Raw genomic sequence first — 15,889 nt, 5'->3', positions numbered from 1 at the left:
GGCGCACCCGCGCCGCATTACAGCGCGCGGCGCGACCTTTTGCGCCAGCACCCGGTCTTCTCCGCATCACCTTCTTCTTTCCCTTTCATCCGCACCCCGCAGCCGCGTTATTCTCCAAAAGAAAGTCTTTCCTTTTGCCTGCGGCGGCGCCTTGTCACACTTTGGCCACCGCAGGGCGCCTCACGGCGCTATGCGGCAGGCGAGCCGCATTATTCGGCGTCATCCTCCAGCGCAAAGTGCGCCGGGTTTGGCGTCCACAGGTACTCCTCAAGGTTCACGCGCCCCGTGTCGTCAACGTGAACGCCCTCGGCCTGCAGCGCGCGGCGTTGGGTTTCGTAGCCCGCGCCTGGCCGCAGCGAGATGCGTCCCTCGCGGTTGATAACCCGCTGCCACGGCAGGCCCTCCTTCTGCGACAGGGTATGCAAAACCCGCGTGACCTGCCGCGCCGCCCTCGCGTTGCCCGCAAGGCGCGCCACGCCGCCGTACGTGGCCACGCGTCCCCGCGGGATGCGGCGTATGACCTCAATAATCCGCCGCGTAAATGGGTGGTGCGTCATCGTTGTGGTGCTCCTTTGCGTGGTCTTGGGTGGTTATAGGGTGGGGGGCTTGGTGGCGCAAGGGGGCGGTGGTGCCAAGAGTTTTGTGCTCCGCAGGCCAAAGGGCCGTGGGCCCTTTGGAATCCCATGTGCGCACAGGCCGGGTGCCTTTTTAGGTACAGTCGTCACCCCTGACGGCTCTCGTCCATGTGGAGGGGAGATTTTTGGGGGGGGCGTTGTGCTGCGAGATGGGCGGTGAGAATCCCTGTTGAGGGTGTGGAAGAAACAAAAGAGAAAAAGAGAACCCGCCCACCCCTATTTTCGGGGCGGCTTCCGCCCCGAAAATCCTGGGGATTCTCAAGGGTATCATACCCTTGAGCCGCCGGAGGCTCTCTTTATTTCTTTGCCCTTCGTCCTTTCAGGCCGAACGAGCGAAGAGCTCAAGCCGCCGAAGGCCCTCTTCCTCCCCATGGTTTGCCCCAAAAAAAGGGCCGAAGCTCCAGCTTCGGCCCTTTTTGTATAACGTTTGGCGTTCTCTGCGGGCTAATCTTTGAGGAAGTAGTCCACGGTGGTGACCACGCGCACCTTTTTGATTTCGGGGGTGTTGGCGTCGCGGTCGTTGATGGTGAAGAGGCCTTGGCGTGCGCGGCGGATGCTGCCAACGGTGCTTCCGGAGTCTTTGGCGAACTGTTTGGCGGCGTCGCGGGCGTTCTTCGTGGCGTCGGCGATCATGTCGGGCTTGATGCTGTTCAGCTGGGTAAAGCTGAACTTGGGCTGGCCGCTGTAGTCCTGCACGAGGGCGACGCCTTTGGAGACGATGGCTCCGGCCTCGGCCATGGCGGCTTTGAGCTTGAGGACTTTATCAGTGCGCACGGTGATGCTGGCGCGCGCGGAGTAGCGGTTTTTGGGGACGTTGTTGGAGTATCCCTGGGCTTCGTGGTCCGTGATGACGGGCACGGAGCGGGAGATTTCGTCCTCGGAGAAGCCTCGCTCCTTAAGGAATGCGGTGATAATGTCGCCGCCGTTGTCGAGCTTCTTTTGCAGTTGGTCGAGCTTGGGGGCGTTGAAGATGTACACGATGGGCCAGATGGCGAGGTCGGCTTTAACTTCGCGCTCGGCGAGGCCTTTGACGGTGACATAGCGCTGGGCGGCCTTGATTTGCATAAGGCCGTTGCCGAGGAAGAATCCGGCAAGGGCGATGCCCACGGCGATGGTTGCGCCAAGAAGCAGGGCGGCGCTGCGGGAGTGGTTCATATCTGTCGTCCTTTGTCTGCTGGTGCAATGAAAACTGTCAGGAGTTTAGCCCCTGTGCGTGGCGAGGTAAAGCGCTGTCGCCATGAAGCGGCAGTTGCCGCCACATGTGATGCAGCCCGGCGGCGGTAAAGGGCGCACACAGGGGCAGAAGCGCCGCCCGGTGCTGCGCGGTCGCAAGGCTGCCGGAGAATGCGGCCACAAGCACGATGGCGCAGGCAATAAGGCCCCACGCGAAGGCAGGCTGACGGCCAACGGCGCAGGGCACGCCGCGCAGGGTGAATCCCCAGAAGAGGACCAACAACACGCCGCCACAGAGCAGGCCAACGACAAGGCCGGGGGCAGTTCCGATAAGCGTGTTCAGGCTTTCCGCCAGCGGCGCGCGCAGGAGCAGAAGTAGCAGCCCGTCGGCCCCGTCGCGAACGCCGACAAGTTCGGGCACATGGGCAAGGGCGGACTGCGCAAAGAGGGGCGTACTGGCAAGCAATCCGGTGCCAACAGGCGCCGGGCCGAGTGTGTGGGCCGGAAGGTACGTCAGCGCCAGGACGAGACATGCCGCGGCTGCGCCCAGCACCCGCCACGTTCGCCAGCCTTCGCCGCGCAGGGCAGAGGCGGCGACGCCAAGGGCAAGGGGGGCAAGCCACACGGCCTCGCCGCGCAGCGTCCCGGCACAGGCGAAAAGCAGGACCCCGCCCGCGATGCGCCACACCCGCCGCGTGGGCAGTCCCGTACTCAGGAGGAACGCCCCGCCAGCGATGCAGGCGGCAAGCGGCGCATCCGGCGCGATGCGGCAGGCCGCAACGGGAAGTGTCGGCAGGAAGAGCGCAAGGGCAAACGCCGCGTCGGCCGCGTCAGGTTCGTTCGGGACAAGCCGCTGTGTGAGGCCCGCGCAAAACCATGCCGTAAGCAGCACAAGGCCAAGCTGCACGCCAACAACCAGCGGCGCGAACAGCCCCGTTTCGCCAGCAGGGAGCAGCAGCGCCAACAAGACCGCGTACCCCGGCGACGGCGCGCTCAGCACAGCCGCAGGCGCGGAAAACACCCCGCGCGCCGCGTCCACATGCGCGTGCGTCAGCGCCGTGATGGGAAAGGACGGCGACAGCGTTTCCAAAAGCACTAACGCGGCAGCACTCACAAGCAGGAAGGCGGCAGTCAGGCGCGCTCGTAAAGCCATGGCACTCCCAAATGGTCAAAGGAGAGAGGGGTATACTGCACTGTAGACCACTGCGCGCGCTGGCGCAACCGGGGGGCGGCAAAACGGTGGGAAGCACAGTGGCGTGAGTGTGGGGGCTTGGCGTGGGGTTTTTGTGCTCCGCAGGCCAAAGGGCCGTGGGCCCTTTGGAATCCCATGTGCGCACAGACCGGGTGCCTTTTTATCGGACTGTCGTCACCCCTGACGGCTCCCGTCCGTGTGGAGGGGGGAGAGTTTTTTGGGGGGGCGTTGGCGCTGCGTTATGGGCGGTGAGAATCCCTGTTGAGGGTGTGGAAGTAATCGAGAAAAAGAGACGACAAGAGAACCCGCCCACCCCTATTTTCGGGGCGGCTTCCGCCCCGAAAATCCTGGGGATTCTCAAGGGTGTCACACCCTTGAGCCGCCGGAGGCCCTCTTCTCTTCTCCGAAAAGTCTTGACCTTGGCGGGCTGAACTGGTTGGACAACTCGTTGATACTGTCATCAAGCGATAAGGAGAACCACAGTGCCGAGCGACAAGAGCCTTGAACTCATCCGAAAGTATGTAGCGAAATACACTGCAAAGACCGGAACCTTCACGCATCCTGAGCCTGAGGTGACGGAAGCTGTTGTTCAGGGTCTTGCCGACCATATCGACACGCTTGGCAAGCCGCTGTGTCCGTGCCGCTTTTATCCGGACAAGCAGGAAGAGATAAAGCAGCGCACGTGGATTTGTCCCTGTGATGATATGCAGGAGTACAAGTACTGCCACTGTATGCTCTTTGTGGCGGAGAACGGTCTGCCCATTACGGAGCACCTGCCGGAGGACCACGATGGCAGGGCGGCGTACGGCGAGGTTGCCGACCCGGACCCGGAAAAGGCTCCGCGGTGTAAGAAGCGCTCCGAGTAGGCGCGAGAATTTGGCAAAAAACAGCCCCGGCTTCCATGTGAAGCCGGGGCTGTCTGCGTTTTTGGGGATGGGGATGAACGGGCGGCGGGCTATTTGGCCATGCCGAGTTCCTTACCGTCCTTCACACGCTTCATGGTGCGCACGGCGCACATCTTGCCGCACATGGAGCAGGAGTCCTCTACCTCGGGCTTGGAGGATTCGCGGAACTCGCGGGGGCGCTCTTCGTCAAGGGCGAGCTTGAACATTGTGCACCAGTCGAGGTCGGCGCGGGCGCGGGACATGGTGTCGTCCCAGTCGCGGGCGCCGGGGTGGTTCTTGGCGATGTCGGCGGCGTGGGCGGCAATTTGGGTGGCGATGATGCCTTCCTTCATGTCGTCGAGGTTGGGCAGCCGCAGATGCTCCGCCGGGGTGACGTAGCACAGGAAATCCGCGCCGGAGCCTGCGGCGATGGCGCCACCGATGGCGGCGGTGATGTGGTCGTAGCCGGGGGCGACGTCGGTGACGAGGGGGCCGAGCACGTAGAAGGGCGCGCCGTGGCACAGGCGCTTTTCCATCATGACGTTGCCGGGAATTTCGCCCATGGACATGTGGCCGGGGCCTTCAATCATCACCTGTACGTTGCGCTCCCACGCGCGCTTGGTCAGCTCGCCAAGGGTGATGAGCTCTTCAACCTGGCAGGCGTCGGTGGCGTCGTGTAGGCAGCCGGGACGGCAGCCGTCGCCAAGGCTGAGGGTCACGTCGTACTTTTCGCAGATTTCGAGCAGACGGTCATAGTGCTCGTAGAAGGGGTTCTCCTTGTCGTTCTGCTTCATCCAGGCGTAGAGCAGGGAGCCGCCGCGGGAGACGATGCTGGTGATGCGGTCCGTCTTGTCGAGGCGCTCGGCGGCGGCGCGGTTCAGGCCTGCGTGGATGGTGAGAAAGTCCACACCGTCTTCAACGTGGCGCTGCACCACGCGGAAGAATTCGTCCACGCTGATGTCCTTCAGCTCTTTGTCATAAAAGCCGACGGCGTCGTACATGGGCACGGTGCCGACCATGGCGGGGGACATCTCCACAAGGCGGGTGCGGAATTCCTGCGTTTTGCCGAAGCAGGACAGGTCCATGATGGACTCGGCCTTAAGGTTCAGGGCGTGGCGGACTTTTTCCAGCTCCAGTTCCACGTCGTTGGCGTCCTTGGAGATGCCGAGGTTGACGTTGACCTTGGTGCGCGTGCCTTCGCCTACGCCCTCGGGGGAGATGCTGGTGTGATTGACGTTGCAGGGGATGATGACGGTGCCTTTGGCAAGACGCTCCATAAGGTCGTCCATGCGCATGTGTTCCTTTTCGGCAACGGTCTTCATCTGCTCGGTGACGATGCCTTTGCGGGCGGCGTCCATCTGGGTGGTGTAGCTCATGGGGTACTCCTTAAGCGTTCGCCATGTGGCGGCGGATGGTGTCGATGGTGTGTGGAATGTCCTTGGCGGCAACAATTTCGGTGACCATGGCAACGCAGCGCGCGCCGCGGCGGACCACGTCCGCAACGTTGTGCGCTTTGATGCCGCCTATGGCCACAAAGGGAAGCCCTGCATTGGCGGCGGCCCATTCCAGATAGGCAAAGCCGACGGGGTCGCAGACGTCTTCCTTGGTGAAGGTCTTGAAGATGGGGCCGACGCCGATGTAGTCCGCGCCGTCGGCTTTGGCCTTTTGGGCTTGCTCCGGGGAGTGTGTGGAAACGCCGATGGCGACATGCTCGCCAACAAGCTGGCGCACGGCGGCGACGGGCAAGTCGTCCTGCCCGATGTGGACGCCGTCCGCGCCCGTAAGGACGCCGAGGTGGACGTCGTCATTGACGATGAAGGCTGCGCCCGCCTCGCGCGTCATCTGGCGCAGGGCGAGGCATTCCTCGTACTTGTCACGCATGGATTTGGACTTTTCGCGGTACTGGACGAGGCTGACCCCGGCGGCCAGCATGTCCCGCACCACGTCGATATTGCTTCGTCCGCCGGAGAACTTTTCCGCCGTGAGGCAGTAGAGGTCCGTGTCCAGAATGGTGTTTCGGGTGATGGGGCGTGTCATGCATGCTCCTTGAGGAAATGGGCGAGAACGAGGCCCGCCTGTTTGGCTGCGGCGATGCCGACGCCCGGCGACAGGGGCGGGACGTCCGGTCCGGCTTCGTCGCCGCCGTCGCCGACGATGTGCAGGTCCGGGCGTACGCTGCGGATGACGATGGCGTCGTTTCCGCCGCACCCGGCGATGCCGCTGGCACCAACGTAGAAGACGCCGCGCGGGAGCAGGGCCTCGGCCAGCATGGCCTTGGCTTCTGCCTCGTCAAGGCACTCCACAACGGCGTCGCAGTCCGCAAAGACCTCGGCGGCGCTCTGGGGGGTAAGGGCGCGGTGCTCCAGCCGCAGGTGCAGTTCCGGATTGATGGCGCGGAGGTTTTCGGCCAGCGCGTGGGTTTTGGGCTGGCCGATTTGCCGTGCGAAGAAGAACTGCCGGTTCAGGTTGGAGGCTTCCACGCTGTCATGGTCGCACAGCACAAGGGAGGCGAAACCGCTGCGCACAAGGTGCATGGCGCAGTTGGAGCCGAGTCCGCCGCATCCGGCGATGCCGACGCGCACCCGGTAAAGCCGGGCGAGGGCGGGGGCGCCGATGTGGCTGGCGATGCCGTGCAGGGTGTGGTTCATGCTGACCACCGCCTTTGGCTTGGCGCGGCGATGGGTTCCCAGTCCTTAAAGACGGGCTGGTAGCCGCGCGCGCGGAGCATGGCCGTGAATTCGTCAAGGCTGCGGTCGTCGGAAATCTCGAACTGACCGGTCTCCTTGGCGTCATCATTTTCGGCGTGGCCGCCCACGGCCGTGCTGACCCCGGCGCTCATCTTGGTGACGCCAAGGGGCAGGATATTGTCGCGGAATTCCGGCGTCTCGCGCGTGGAAACCGTGATGCCGACGGAGGGCAGGAAGATGCGCTGGGCCAGCATAATCTGCACAAGCTCGGCGTCGCCTACTTTGCTGGCGGGCTGGTAGGCCCCGGCGTGGGGGCGCATGCGTGGCAGGGAGATGGCAATGTCCGTCCCCGGATACCTGCGCTGGAGGTAGTGGGCGTGCAGGCCCGTGGTGTAGGCCTCGCGCCGCCAGTCGGCGGCAAGGCCGAGGAGCGCGCCGATGTTCACCACACGTAGGCCCGCGCGGCATCCGCGCTCCGGCGCGTCCAGACGGAAGCTGAAGTCGCGCTTGGGACCGGCGGGGTGCAGGCGCTCGTAGAGGGTTTGGTCGTAGGTTTCCTGAAACATGGTTAGGCCGTCCACGCCGGCGGCGGCGAGGCGGGCGTATTCGTCATCCGTCAGGGCGTAGACCTCAATGGCGACGGACGGGAAGATGTCGCGCAGGATGCGCGTACAGTCCTCAAGGTAGTCCACGCCAGCCTTGGCCGGGGATTCTCCGGTAAGGATGAGGAGCTGGCGCTGGCCTGTGGCCGCGATGGCTTCGCCCTCGGCGCGGACCTCGTCCAGCGTCAGCCTGCGGCGGTGGATGCCGGTTTTGGCGTTGAACCCGCAATAGACGCAGTGGTTGGCGCAGAAGTTGGACAGATAGAGCGGCGTGAAGATTTGGACGGTCCGCCCAAAGTGCCGCTGGGTGATGCTTTGGGCCTTGCGGGCCATGTCTTCCAGCAGGCCGCTGGCCGCAGGGGAAAGCAGGGCGAGGTAGTCCTCGGCAGTGATGGTCTGCTTGGCAAGGATGCGCCGGATATGGTCTTCGTCCGTGGCCGCAAAGGTGGCCTCAAGCTCGGCGTTCTGCGCGTGCTGGCAGATTTCGGCAAAGGACATGGCTAGCCCTCCAGAAATCCGGTCAGCGGTGAGGAGGCCGTCGCGGTTTCGCGCAGCGCGCCCTGTCCGGCAAGATAGGCTGCGCGCCCCGCGCGCACGGCCTCGCCAAAGGCGCGGGCCATCATGACGGGGTTGGCACTGGAGGCGATGCCCGTATTCACAAGGCAGGCGTCCGCGCCCATTTCCATGGCCTCGCAGGCGTGGGAGGGCTTGCCGAGACCGGCGTCCACGACGATGGGCAGGTCAATTTCCTCAATGAGGATGCCGATCATCTCGCGCGTTTGCAGGCCTCGGTTGGTGCCGATGGGCGCGCCAAGGGGCATCACCGCCGCCGCGCCCGCGCTCACCAGGTCCCGCGCGATGTAGAGGTCTGGGTTCATGTAGGGCAGCACGGTAAAGCCGTCCTTGACGAGGCGCTCCGTGGCGTGGGCTGTTTCGTAGCCATCGGGCAGCAGGTTGCGGCTGTCGGAGATGACTTCAATCTTGATCCAGTCGCCACAGCCTGCGGCGCGGGCAAGGTGGGCGATGCGGACGGCCTCGTCGGCGTTACGCGCGCCGGAAGTGTTGGGCAGGAGCTGCATGGTGCGGGGGATGTGGTCCATGACGTTGCCGGTGCCCGCGCCAAAGTCCACGCGCCGAAGCGCCACGGTGATGACGCATGCGCCGGACGCCGCGGCAACCTCGGGGATAAGGGCGTCATCGCCATATTTTCCTGTGCCGATGAACAGACGGCTCTCAAGCTGAACGCCGCCAATGGTCAGTGTCTCCGTCATTGTCTTCATCCTCCTCCGACAAAGCGCAGCACTTCCACGTGGTCGCCGTCGGCGAGGGCTGTGCTGGCATAGTTCTCACCCGGGATAATGGTCCTGTTCAGCTCCACAACGACGGTTTCGGGCGCAAGGCCGTGCTCCGTCAGCAGGCTGAGAATGGAGGACCCATCCGCGCAGGGGGTGGACTGTCCATTGAGTGTGATGGTCATGTGTTCCCTTCCCGTTTCGGGTTGTGAGTACCGGCAGTGGACCGAAGCGGTGCTTCGGCGCTTTTCCCACGTGGTCCGGTGGCCGCGAGTGCAGAAGGGAGGGAGTGTGACGCCCGGAGACAGACGCCCCGTGAAAAGCAGACAAGCCTCCCACGGGGGGAGGCCTGTCTGCATCGGTGATGCTGGCTGACGCTTCCCTCCGGCGGTATGAACCGCATCAGGTTCTAAGGGTCGGAAAACGCCTGTGTTTTCCATCTCAGCCCCGTCAGGAGCCCCCCTAGCGTCTGAGGACCGGTGCAAGAAGCCCGGTACGCAGATATATACGAGCAGTGGCGCAAAAAAAAACGTCCGCCGGGAGGCGGACGTCGCGTGATGTGCAAACGATGACCGGCTTCCCTCCGGCAGTGTAAGCTGCGTCAGGTTCAAAGGGTCGGAACGCGGTTCCATCTCAGCCGCCTTACGCGGCCCCCCTAGCTCGTGAAATTGACGCTAGGGGAAATTGCGCGCGCTGTAAAGCGGCGGCAGTGAATTTCTTGTTTAGCTGACCAATGCCAAAGAAAAAGCGCCCCCACCGTGTGGTGGGGGCGCTGGAGTATCCGATACAATACCGTGTGGCGGTTAGGCTTCGGCCACCACGGGTTCTTCTTCTAGCTGGTCAAGCGGTGTGTGTGACATCTCGCGGTCCAGGTCGCCCTCCAGGGATGCAATGACCACACCGGCGGTGTTGTCGCCCACAACGTTGGCGAGGGTGCGGAACATGTCCAGCACGCGGTCAATGCCCGCCACAATGGCGATGCCTTCCAGCGGCAGACCAACGGACTGCAGCACGAGGGTCAGCATAATGAGGCCACTGCCGGGGATGCCGGCGGTGCCGACGGAGGCCAGCACGGCGGTGAGCACAACCGTGGCCTGCTGGACCACGGTCAGGTGCACGCCGCAGGCATCGGCCACAAAGATGGCGCCAACGGCCTGATACATGGCCGTGCCGTCCATATTAATGGTCAGGGCCAGCGGCAGGGTGAAGCCGGAGATTTTTTCCGGCACGCCAAGCTGCTTCTGGGCGCGCATGGAGAAGGGGAACGCCGCAGCGGAGCTGCACGTGGAGATGGCAACCAGTGCGGGCTCCAGAACCTTTTTGAGGAACTGGATGGGAGAGATGCGTGCGACAAGGCCCACAATGGCGCTGTAGGAGACGAGAATATGCAGGAAGCACGCCGTCGCCACAGCAAGGATGATCTTCACCAGCGGCAGCAGGATGTCCGCGCCGTACTTGCCCGCGGTCCACGCGATGAGGGCGAAGATGCCGATGGGAGCCATGTTGATGATGATGTCCGTCAGCTTGAGCATGACATCAGCAAGGGACTGGAAGAAATTCGCGACCGGGCGGCCTTTTTCGCCACTGGCGGACAGGGCCGCGCCAAACAGCAGCGCAAAGACGATGACCTGCAGCGCCTTGCCGTCTGCCAAAGCGGCGATGGGGTTGGTCGGCACCATATTCACCAGCATGCCGGACAGGGTGACGGCCTCTGCCTTTTTGATGCTGTCTACGGAGCCGATGGTCAGCCCTGCACCGGGGTGCATCAGGTTGGCGACCAGCAGGCCGATGCTGACGGCGATGGCGGTGGTGAAAATGAAATAGATGAGGGTTTTGACGCCAACGCGCCCAACTTTTTTGATGTTGCCCGCGCTTGCGACGCCGTTGACCAGCGTGGCGAGGATGAGGGGCATCACGATGAGTTTCAGACACCGGATGAAGATGTCGCCGATGGGCTTGAGGACGGTGGCGTCCTCTCCAAAAATAAGGCCCGCCCCAAGGCCCAGTGCAAGGCCAAGGACAATCTTGTGATACAGTTTCATGACGTTTCGCTCCTCCCGATCGGAATTGGTCTCCCGCGCGGTACTCCCCCCCGGCGGGGCAAGGCTACAGACAATGAATTACCCTGTTTGTCAAGCCCGGCGTGGCCTCCGCGGGGTTCGGCAGCAGTCAAAAGTTAGCTATTATCAGGCACATATGGAAAATTTGCGGTATCATTAGCCGTCTTTTTGTATATTGACAGCATGAGCGTTCTCGGGGAAAACCATTTCCGCTTCTTGTGCATTCCCGGTGCACCCCCATTTTCCCCAACCTTGAGGCCGCTCCATCCGTGTCAGACACCACGTTTCATCCGCGACAGCAGTTTCGCATTCTCAATGTCTCCCTCACGCAGGGGGCGTTTGCGTGTGATATTGCGCATGACGTTGCCGTGCATCTGGGGGGCAGCGGGCTTGCGGCGGCCATCTTTTCGCAGCACGGATGCATGGACCAGCCCGCGCGGCATCCCGACCAGCCCCTTATTTTCGCCATTGGCCCGCTGACCGGGCGCTTTCCCATGATGACCAAGGTCGTCTGCGGCTTCATGTCGCCCTATCACGGCCAGTACACGGAATCCCACGCCGGGGGACGGCTGGGCATGTGTATGGCCCGCGCCGGGTGGGACGCCATTGAGCTGCGCGGAGTGGCCGAAGGCCCCGTGATGCTGCGCATCGACCCGGAGGGCTGCCGCGTTGTGCCCGCCCCCGAGCTTGCGGGGCTGGATACCTTTGCCACGGAGCACGCCGTTAAGGCCCGCCTTGGCGCGGACGCCCAGCGCGCGTCAATATGCTGCATCGGTCCCGCGGCCGAGACCGGGTGCACCTACGCCTGCGCCACCGTGGATACCTATCGCCACTTTGGGCGCATGGGAGCCGGGCGCGCCCTCGCCCTCAAAGGCGTCAAAGCCATCGCCGTGGTCGGTGCGCGCCGCGTGTCCAAGCCCGCCACCGCCGAATACAAAGCCGCCTTCGCCCGCCTCAGCCGCGAGTGCGCGACCTCGCAAGCCACCAGCAAGTATCGCGGACCCGGCACCGCTGGCATCGTGGAGTCCATCAACGCCCTTGGCGCGCTTCCGTGGCGCAACCTTGAGGACAGCAGGGACACCGGAGCTGAGCATATTTCCGGCGAGGCCTTTCTGCGCGATATTTGCGTGAGTAAGCGTTCCTGCGCCGGGTGTACCGCCGCCTGCATTCATCTGGGGCGCGTCACCACGCCCTACAACGGCGCGCCAACGGATCCGCAGTCCATCAGCTACGACTACGAGCATATTTTCGCCCTTGGCTCCATGCTGGGCATTACCGATCCGCACGCCGTCATGGGGCTGATTCTGTCCGTGGAACGGCAGGGACTGGACATTATGAGCACGGGCGGCTGTCTGGCCTGGGCCACCGAGGCCACAGAACAGGGCCTTATCTCCGCCACGCAGACCATGGTGCCCCTCGCCTTTGGCAACGCCCCGGCCTACGCCGAGGCCATCGCCATGCTCGGCTGCGCCTACAACGAGTTCTACCGCGTGCTCGGACGCGGCGCCGCCCATGCTGCGGCAGTCTACGGCGGCGGGGATTTTGCCTGCGTTCTGGGGCAGGAGATGTCCGGCTACGCCACAGGCGAAGTGTTCTTTGCCGCGCAGGCCCTCAATTTTCGGCATTCGCACCTCGATAACCTTTGCTACTGCTACGACTACGAGCACTTTGAGCGCGATGCCAAGGCCGCCGTTGACGTCCTTATGGCCGACGAACGCCGCCGGACGCTCGTCAACTGTATGGTCGGCTGCATGTTCGGCCGAAAAATCTACACCGCCGACGTCTTCGCCGACTGCATGCGCCTTCTTGGCTATGACGCCACCGCCGACAGCCTCGACGCCGCCGCCGACGCCGTGCAGCGCCATCGCTGGACACTGCGCCTGCAGTCCGGCTACGACCCGAGGACCGTGCGCATCCCCAAGCGCTTCTCCAAAGTTGTCACCGCCCGCGGCCCCGTCGACCCCGCCTACATGGACGCCGTCCGCCACACATACGCCGCCGCCATTCTCGATATGGGCGGCGGGGTGCCACAGCCCAGTGCCGCCGCCGAAAGTGCGGCGGAAGAGCTGGTGTAAGAGCGAAGAGTAAGAGGAAGAGAGCCTCCGGCGGCTCAAGGGTATGATACCCTTGAGAATCCCCAGGATTTTCGGGGCGGAAGCCGCCCCGAAAATAGGGGTGGGCGGGTTCTCTTGTCGTCTCTTTTTCTCGATTACTTTCACATCCCGAACAGGGATTCTCACCGCCCTTCACGCAGCGCCAACGCTCCCCCCCCAAAAAAATCCCCCCTCCACACGGACGGGAGCCGTCAGGGGTGACGACTGTGCCATAAAAGGCACCCGGTCTGTGCGCAAATGGGATTCCAAAGGGCCTACGGCCCTTTGGCCTGCGGAGCAAAAAAACGCTTCACCTTCCTTCTCTCGCCGCATCTCTCTGCTCGCCCTCGCCCAAAATGTCCTCCTGAGTATACGCCTTCTGTGTTGTCTGCTATTCTGATGTGGAGTTCTGTCCTGTGCGGAGAGGAGCATATGCAGAGACGGCGATGGACAATGACGGCGTGGGGCGTATGGCTGGTGCGGGCGTGCTTTGGCGCGCTGACTGTGGCGGCCATTGTGTTGTGCCTTTGGGCGCTCCCTTCTGCGGCGCAGGACAAGGTTGTGTTGCAGTTGAAGTGGCACCACCAGTACCAGTTTGCGGGGTACTACGCCGCGCAGAAGCTGGGGTATTTTACAGAGGAGGGGCTGGACGTTGAGATCCGTGCGGGCGGTCCGGGCATATCGTTTGTGGACGAGGTGACCGAGGGGCGCGCCCAATACGGCGTGGCGACGGCCGAGCTTATTCTGGATTATATCAATGACTCGCCTGTGAAGCTGGTGGCGGCAATCTTCCAGCACAATCCCTTTGTCTTCATCGCCCGGAGCGATTCGGGCATTATTAGCCCCAAGGACCTTGTGGGGCGCAGGGTGATGGTGCCGAGCGGACTGCCGCTGAGCCTTGTGCTGATGCTGATGAAGCAAGGCGTGAGCATCCAGCAGTTGGTGTTGGTTCCGGGGTCCGGGCAGATGGACGCTTTGGCGGACGGCAGTGTTGACGCGGTGGTGGCGTATAGCATTGATGCGCCCCATGCGCTGCAAAAGCGCGGAATTCCGGTGACGATGCTGCACCCGCGCGATTATGGAGTGGACACGTATGGCGACTGCCTGTTCACGAATGTGGACGAGGCGCAAAACCACCCGGAGCGGGTGCGGCGGATGCGCCGCGCTGTGGTGAGGGGCTGGGAATATGCGGTACATCATGTGGACGAGATGGTGGAGTATATCCGTGAGCGGTACTTGCCCAATGCGCAGGTTCAACGCCTGCGATATGAGGCGGAGATCCTGCGCGCGCATATCCAGCCGAATATCATTCCCATAGGTACGGTCTCTCCGGAGCGCTTGGAGCGCCTGCGCCGGGATATTGTGAGCGCGGGGCTGGTGAAGCCGGACGTGTCGCTGGATGGGTTCGTGTTTCCTCTGCGCAATGAATTGCTGTCGCGGCACCGAAACCTTTTTGTTGGGGTCTTGGTGCTTGTTGGTGCTGGTGTGTTTCTTTTGCTGTGGTTCAACTGGCGGTTGAAGCGAGGCATAGCGCGGCATACGCAGCGCTTGGAGCAGGCCAATGACATGCTGCTCGCGGAGATTGGCGAGCGCGCGGCGGCGGAGGACGCCCTGCGGCGCAGCGAGGCGAAGTTCCGCGCCCTGTTCGACCAAACGTACCAGCTGTGCGCCATTATTTCGCCGGAGGGCGTGGTGCAGATGGTGAACCAAACCGCGCTGGATTTTGTGGATGACGAGGCGGAAAACATTGTAGGGAAACCGTTTTGGGAAACGCCGTGGTGGCGGCACTCCGAGGCCGAGCGCGAGCGCGTGCAGGAAGGTCTGCTGTTGGCGCGGCAGGGGCGCGTTATCCGTGACGAGGCCGAACATGTGGATGTGCGGGGCGAGTTGCGGGTTATTGATTTTTCGTTGAAGCCCATTTCGGATTCTGACGGCAATGTGGTGTACATCCTTGCCGAGGGCCGTGACATCTCGGAGCGCAAACGTGCAGCGGAGGAATCGCGCCGCCTGCGCAAGGTGCTGCAGGATGTGGTGGATTCACTGGAATCCATGCTGGTGGCCGTGGACAAGGACCTGCGGCTGACGCTGTGGAACCGCAAGGCTGTTGAAAATATGAAGGGTAAACCGCTGCGGCAGGGCATGGACTTGCAGGAGGTCCTGCCGTACGTGTCGCCGTGGCTGGAGTTTGTGCATGGCGTTATAGCCAGCGGCACGCCTTACCTTGAATCCGGCGTTGCCGTGGACCATGAGGAGCGGTTTGTGGACCTGGCTATGTATCCTTTGGCGGGTGGTCAGGGCGCAGTGGTGCATGTGGATGATGTGACGGAGCGCGTACGACTGCAGCAGATGATGATCCAGACTGAGAAGATGATGAGCGTTGGCGGGCTGGCGGCGGGCATGGCGCATGAAATCAACAACCCGCTGGGCATCATTTTGCAGAGCGGGCAGAATCTGCGGCGGCGCTTTCAGGAGGACCTGCCCGGAAATACGCGCGTGGCCGAACGTTTGGGCCTCGATTTGGGCCTTGTTGGGCAGTATATGGAGGCGCGCGGCATCGGCAAATACCTCGACGGCATTGCGGAGGCAGGGGAACGCGCGGCGCGCATTGTGAGCTCCATGCTCAAGTTCAGCCGCCGCTCCGAGGAGGACATGAGCCGTAACGACCTGCACGACCTGCTGGACGGAGTGCTGGAGCTTGCCGCCAGCGACTACGACCTGAAAAAAAAGTACGACTTTAAGCAGATAGAAATCCGGCGGGAATACGCAGACGACCTGCCGCGTATTGTCTGTTCGCGAAATCAGATGGAGCAGGTGTTTCTGAACATCGTCAAGAACGCGGCAGAGGCCCTTGGTGAGGGCACATCGGACAATAATCCGCCCACCATCAGCCTGCGTACGGGCACGGCGCGCGGGGCGGTGTTTGTGGCGATTTCGGATAACGGCCCCGGCATGGACGAGGCCACGCGCCGCAGGGTGTTTGAGCCGTTCTTTACCACCAAGGCGCCGGGGCAGGGCACAGGGCTTGGGCTGTCCGTGGCGTATTTTATTGTGACCAGCACCCATAATGGCGTGTTCCGCGTAAGCACCCGCCCCGGTGGCGGAACGGTGTTTACTGTGGAATTGCCGGTACGCGCCCTTCGGGATGAAGAAGGCTCAAACGGTGATGACGAAAACGGCGGGCAGGAAAGCGGAGCAAACGGCGTGGACTTGAAGCTGTAGAGAGCTGGAGGAGAACCCGAGGCAATGGTCCCCGGTGGGGCACAAGGATGAC

13 protein-coding genes and 2 riboswitches are annotated in these 15,889 nt (G+C 63.0%); of the genes, 3 read left to right on the top strand and 10 right to left on the bottom strand.

Translation table 11 applies throughout. The features are described 5' to 3' along the window. Positions 1–209: 209 nt before the first annotated feature. The 3 genes from ACI3L3_RS03165 to ACI3L3_RS03155 all read right to left on the bottom strand — a co-directional run bounded on the left by ACI3L3_RS03165 (position 210) and on the right by ACI3L3_RS03155 (position 2,961). Complete coding sequence (locus ACI3L3_RS03165) at positions 210–557, bottom strand: MGMT family protein (RefSeq protein ID WP_404843645.1); 348 nt, start codon at positions 555–557, stop codon at positions 210–212. 522 nt (positions 558–1,079) lie between these two features. Continuing rightward, a complete protein-coding gene (locus ACI3L3_RS03160; RefSeq protein ID WP_404843644.1) occupies positions 1,080–1,790 on the bottom strand; it encodes an SIMPL domain-containing protein in 711 nt (236 codons plus the stop codon). A gap of 37 nt (positions 1,791–1,827) precedes the next feature. Beyond that, entirely contained in the window at positions 1,828–2,961 is a 1,134-nt protein-coding gene (locus ACI3L3_RS03155) for a hypothetical protein (RefSeq protein WP_404843643.1), read from the bottom strand. 521 nt (positions 2,962–3,482) lie between these two features. Here ACI3L3_RS03155 and ACI3L3_RS03150 point away from each other — a divergent pair. Continuing rightward, positions 3,483–3,866, top strand: a complete 384-nt coding sequence (locus ACI3L3_RS03150; RefSeq protein ID WP_404843642.1) for a ferredoxin-thioredoxin reductase catalytic domain-containing protein — start codon at positions 3,483–3,485, stop codon at positions 3,864–3,866. Positions 3,867–3,955: 89 nt separating this feature from the next. Here ACI3L3_RS03150 and thiC read toward each other — a convergent pair whose 3' ends face one another. The 7 genes from thiC to ACI3L3_RS03115 all read right to left on the bottom strand — a co-directional run bounded on the left by thiC (position 3,956) and on the right by ACI3L3_RS03115 (position 10,507). Next, positions 3,956–5,260, bottom strand: coding sequence for a phosphomethylpyrimidine synthase ThiC (gene thiC, locus ACI3L3_RS03145; protein ID WP_404843641.1), 1,305 nt, complete (start codon positions 5,258–5,260; stop codon positions 3,956–3,958). Between the two features lie 10 nt (positions 5,261–5,270). Continuing rightward, positions 5,271–5,921 (bottom strand): thiamine phosphate synthase, encoded by a 651-nt coding sequence (gene thiE / locus ACI3L3_RS03140; protein WP_404843640.1) that lies wholly within the window; start codon positions 5,919–5,921, stop codon positions 5,271–5,273. After that, on the bottom strand, positions 5,918–6,532 hold the full coding sequence (gene thiF / locus ACI3L3_RS03135; protein ID WP_404843639.1) for a sulfur carrier protein ThiS adenylyltransferase ThiF: 615 nt from the start codon (positions 6,530–6,532) through the stop codon (positions 5,918–5,920). Before thiF ends, thiE begins: the two co-directional genes overlap by 4 nt. Next, a complete protein-coding gene (thiH, locus tag ACI3L3_RS03130) occupies positions 6,529–7,671 on the bottom strand; it encodes a 2-iminoacetate synthase ThiH (protein ID WP_404843638.1) in 1,143 nt (380 codons plus the stop codon). The genes thiF and thiH overlap by 4 nt, the downstream gene beginning before the upstream one ends. Before the next feature lie 2 nt (positions 7,672–7,673). Further along, on the bottom strand, positions 7,674–8,444 hold the full coding sequence (locus ACI3L3_RS03125; RefSeq protein WP_404843637.1) for a thiazole synthase: 771 nt from the start codon (positions 8,442–8,444) through the stop codon (positions 7,674–7,676). A gap of 5 nt (positions 8,445–8,449) precedes the next feature. Next, a complete protein-coding gene (gene thiS, locus ACI3L3_RS03120; RefSeq protein ID WP_404843636.1) occupies positions 8,450–8,650 on the bottom strand; it encodes a sulfur carrier protein ThiS in 201 nt (66 codons plus the stop codon). A gap of 177 nt (positions 8,651–8,827) precedes the next feature. Continuing rightward, a riboswitch (TPP riboswitch) is annotated at positions 8,828–8,939 on the bottom strand. A gap of 87 nt (positions 8,940–9,026) precedes the next feature. Continuing rightward, a riboswitch (TPP riboswitch) is annotated at positions 9,027–9,132 on the bottom strand. A 136-nt stretch (positions 9,133–9,268) separates the two neighbouring features. After that, positions 9,269–10,507, bottom strand: a complete 1,239-nt coding sequence (locus ACI3L3_RS03115) for a dicarboxylate/amino acid:cation symporter (RefSeq protein ID WP_404843635.1) — start codon at positions 10,505–10,507, stop codon at positions 9,269–9,271. A 287-nt stretch (positions 10,508–10,794) separates the two neighbouring features. Here ACI3L3_RS03115 and ACI3L3_RS03110 point away from each other — a divergent pair, with 287 nt between their 5' ends. Further along, complete coding sequence (locus tag ACI3L3_RS03110) at positions 10,795–12,600, top strand: aldehyde ferredoxin oxidoreductase N-terminal domain-containing protein (RefSeq protein ID WP_404843634.1); 1,806 nt, start codon at positions 10,795–10,797, stop codon at positions 12,598–12,600. Positions 12,601–13,050: 450 nt separating this feature from the next. Then, on the top strand, positions 13,051–15,837 hold the full coding sequence (locus ACI3L3_RS03105) for an ABC transporter substrate-binding protein (RefSeq protein WP_404843633.1): 2,787 nt from the start codon (positions 13,051–13,053) through the stop codon (positions 15,835–15,837). The last annotated feature ends 52 nt before the right edge of the window (positions 15,838–15,889 follow it).

It is taken from the genome of Desulfobaculum sp. SPO524, from assembly GCF_044987625.1.
Taxonomy (GTDB): domain Bacteria; phylum Desulfobacterota; class Desulfovibrionia; order Desulfovibrionales; family Desulfovibrionaceae; genus Desulfobaculum.
Note: the sequence above shows the minus strand (reverse complement) of the source record. Positions and strands in the feature narration are given on the sequence as shown.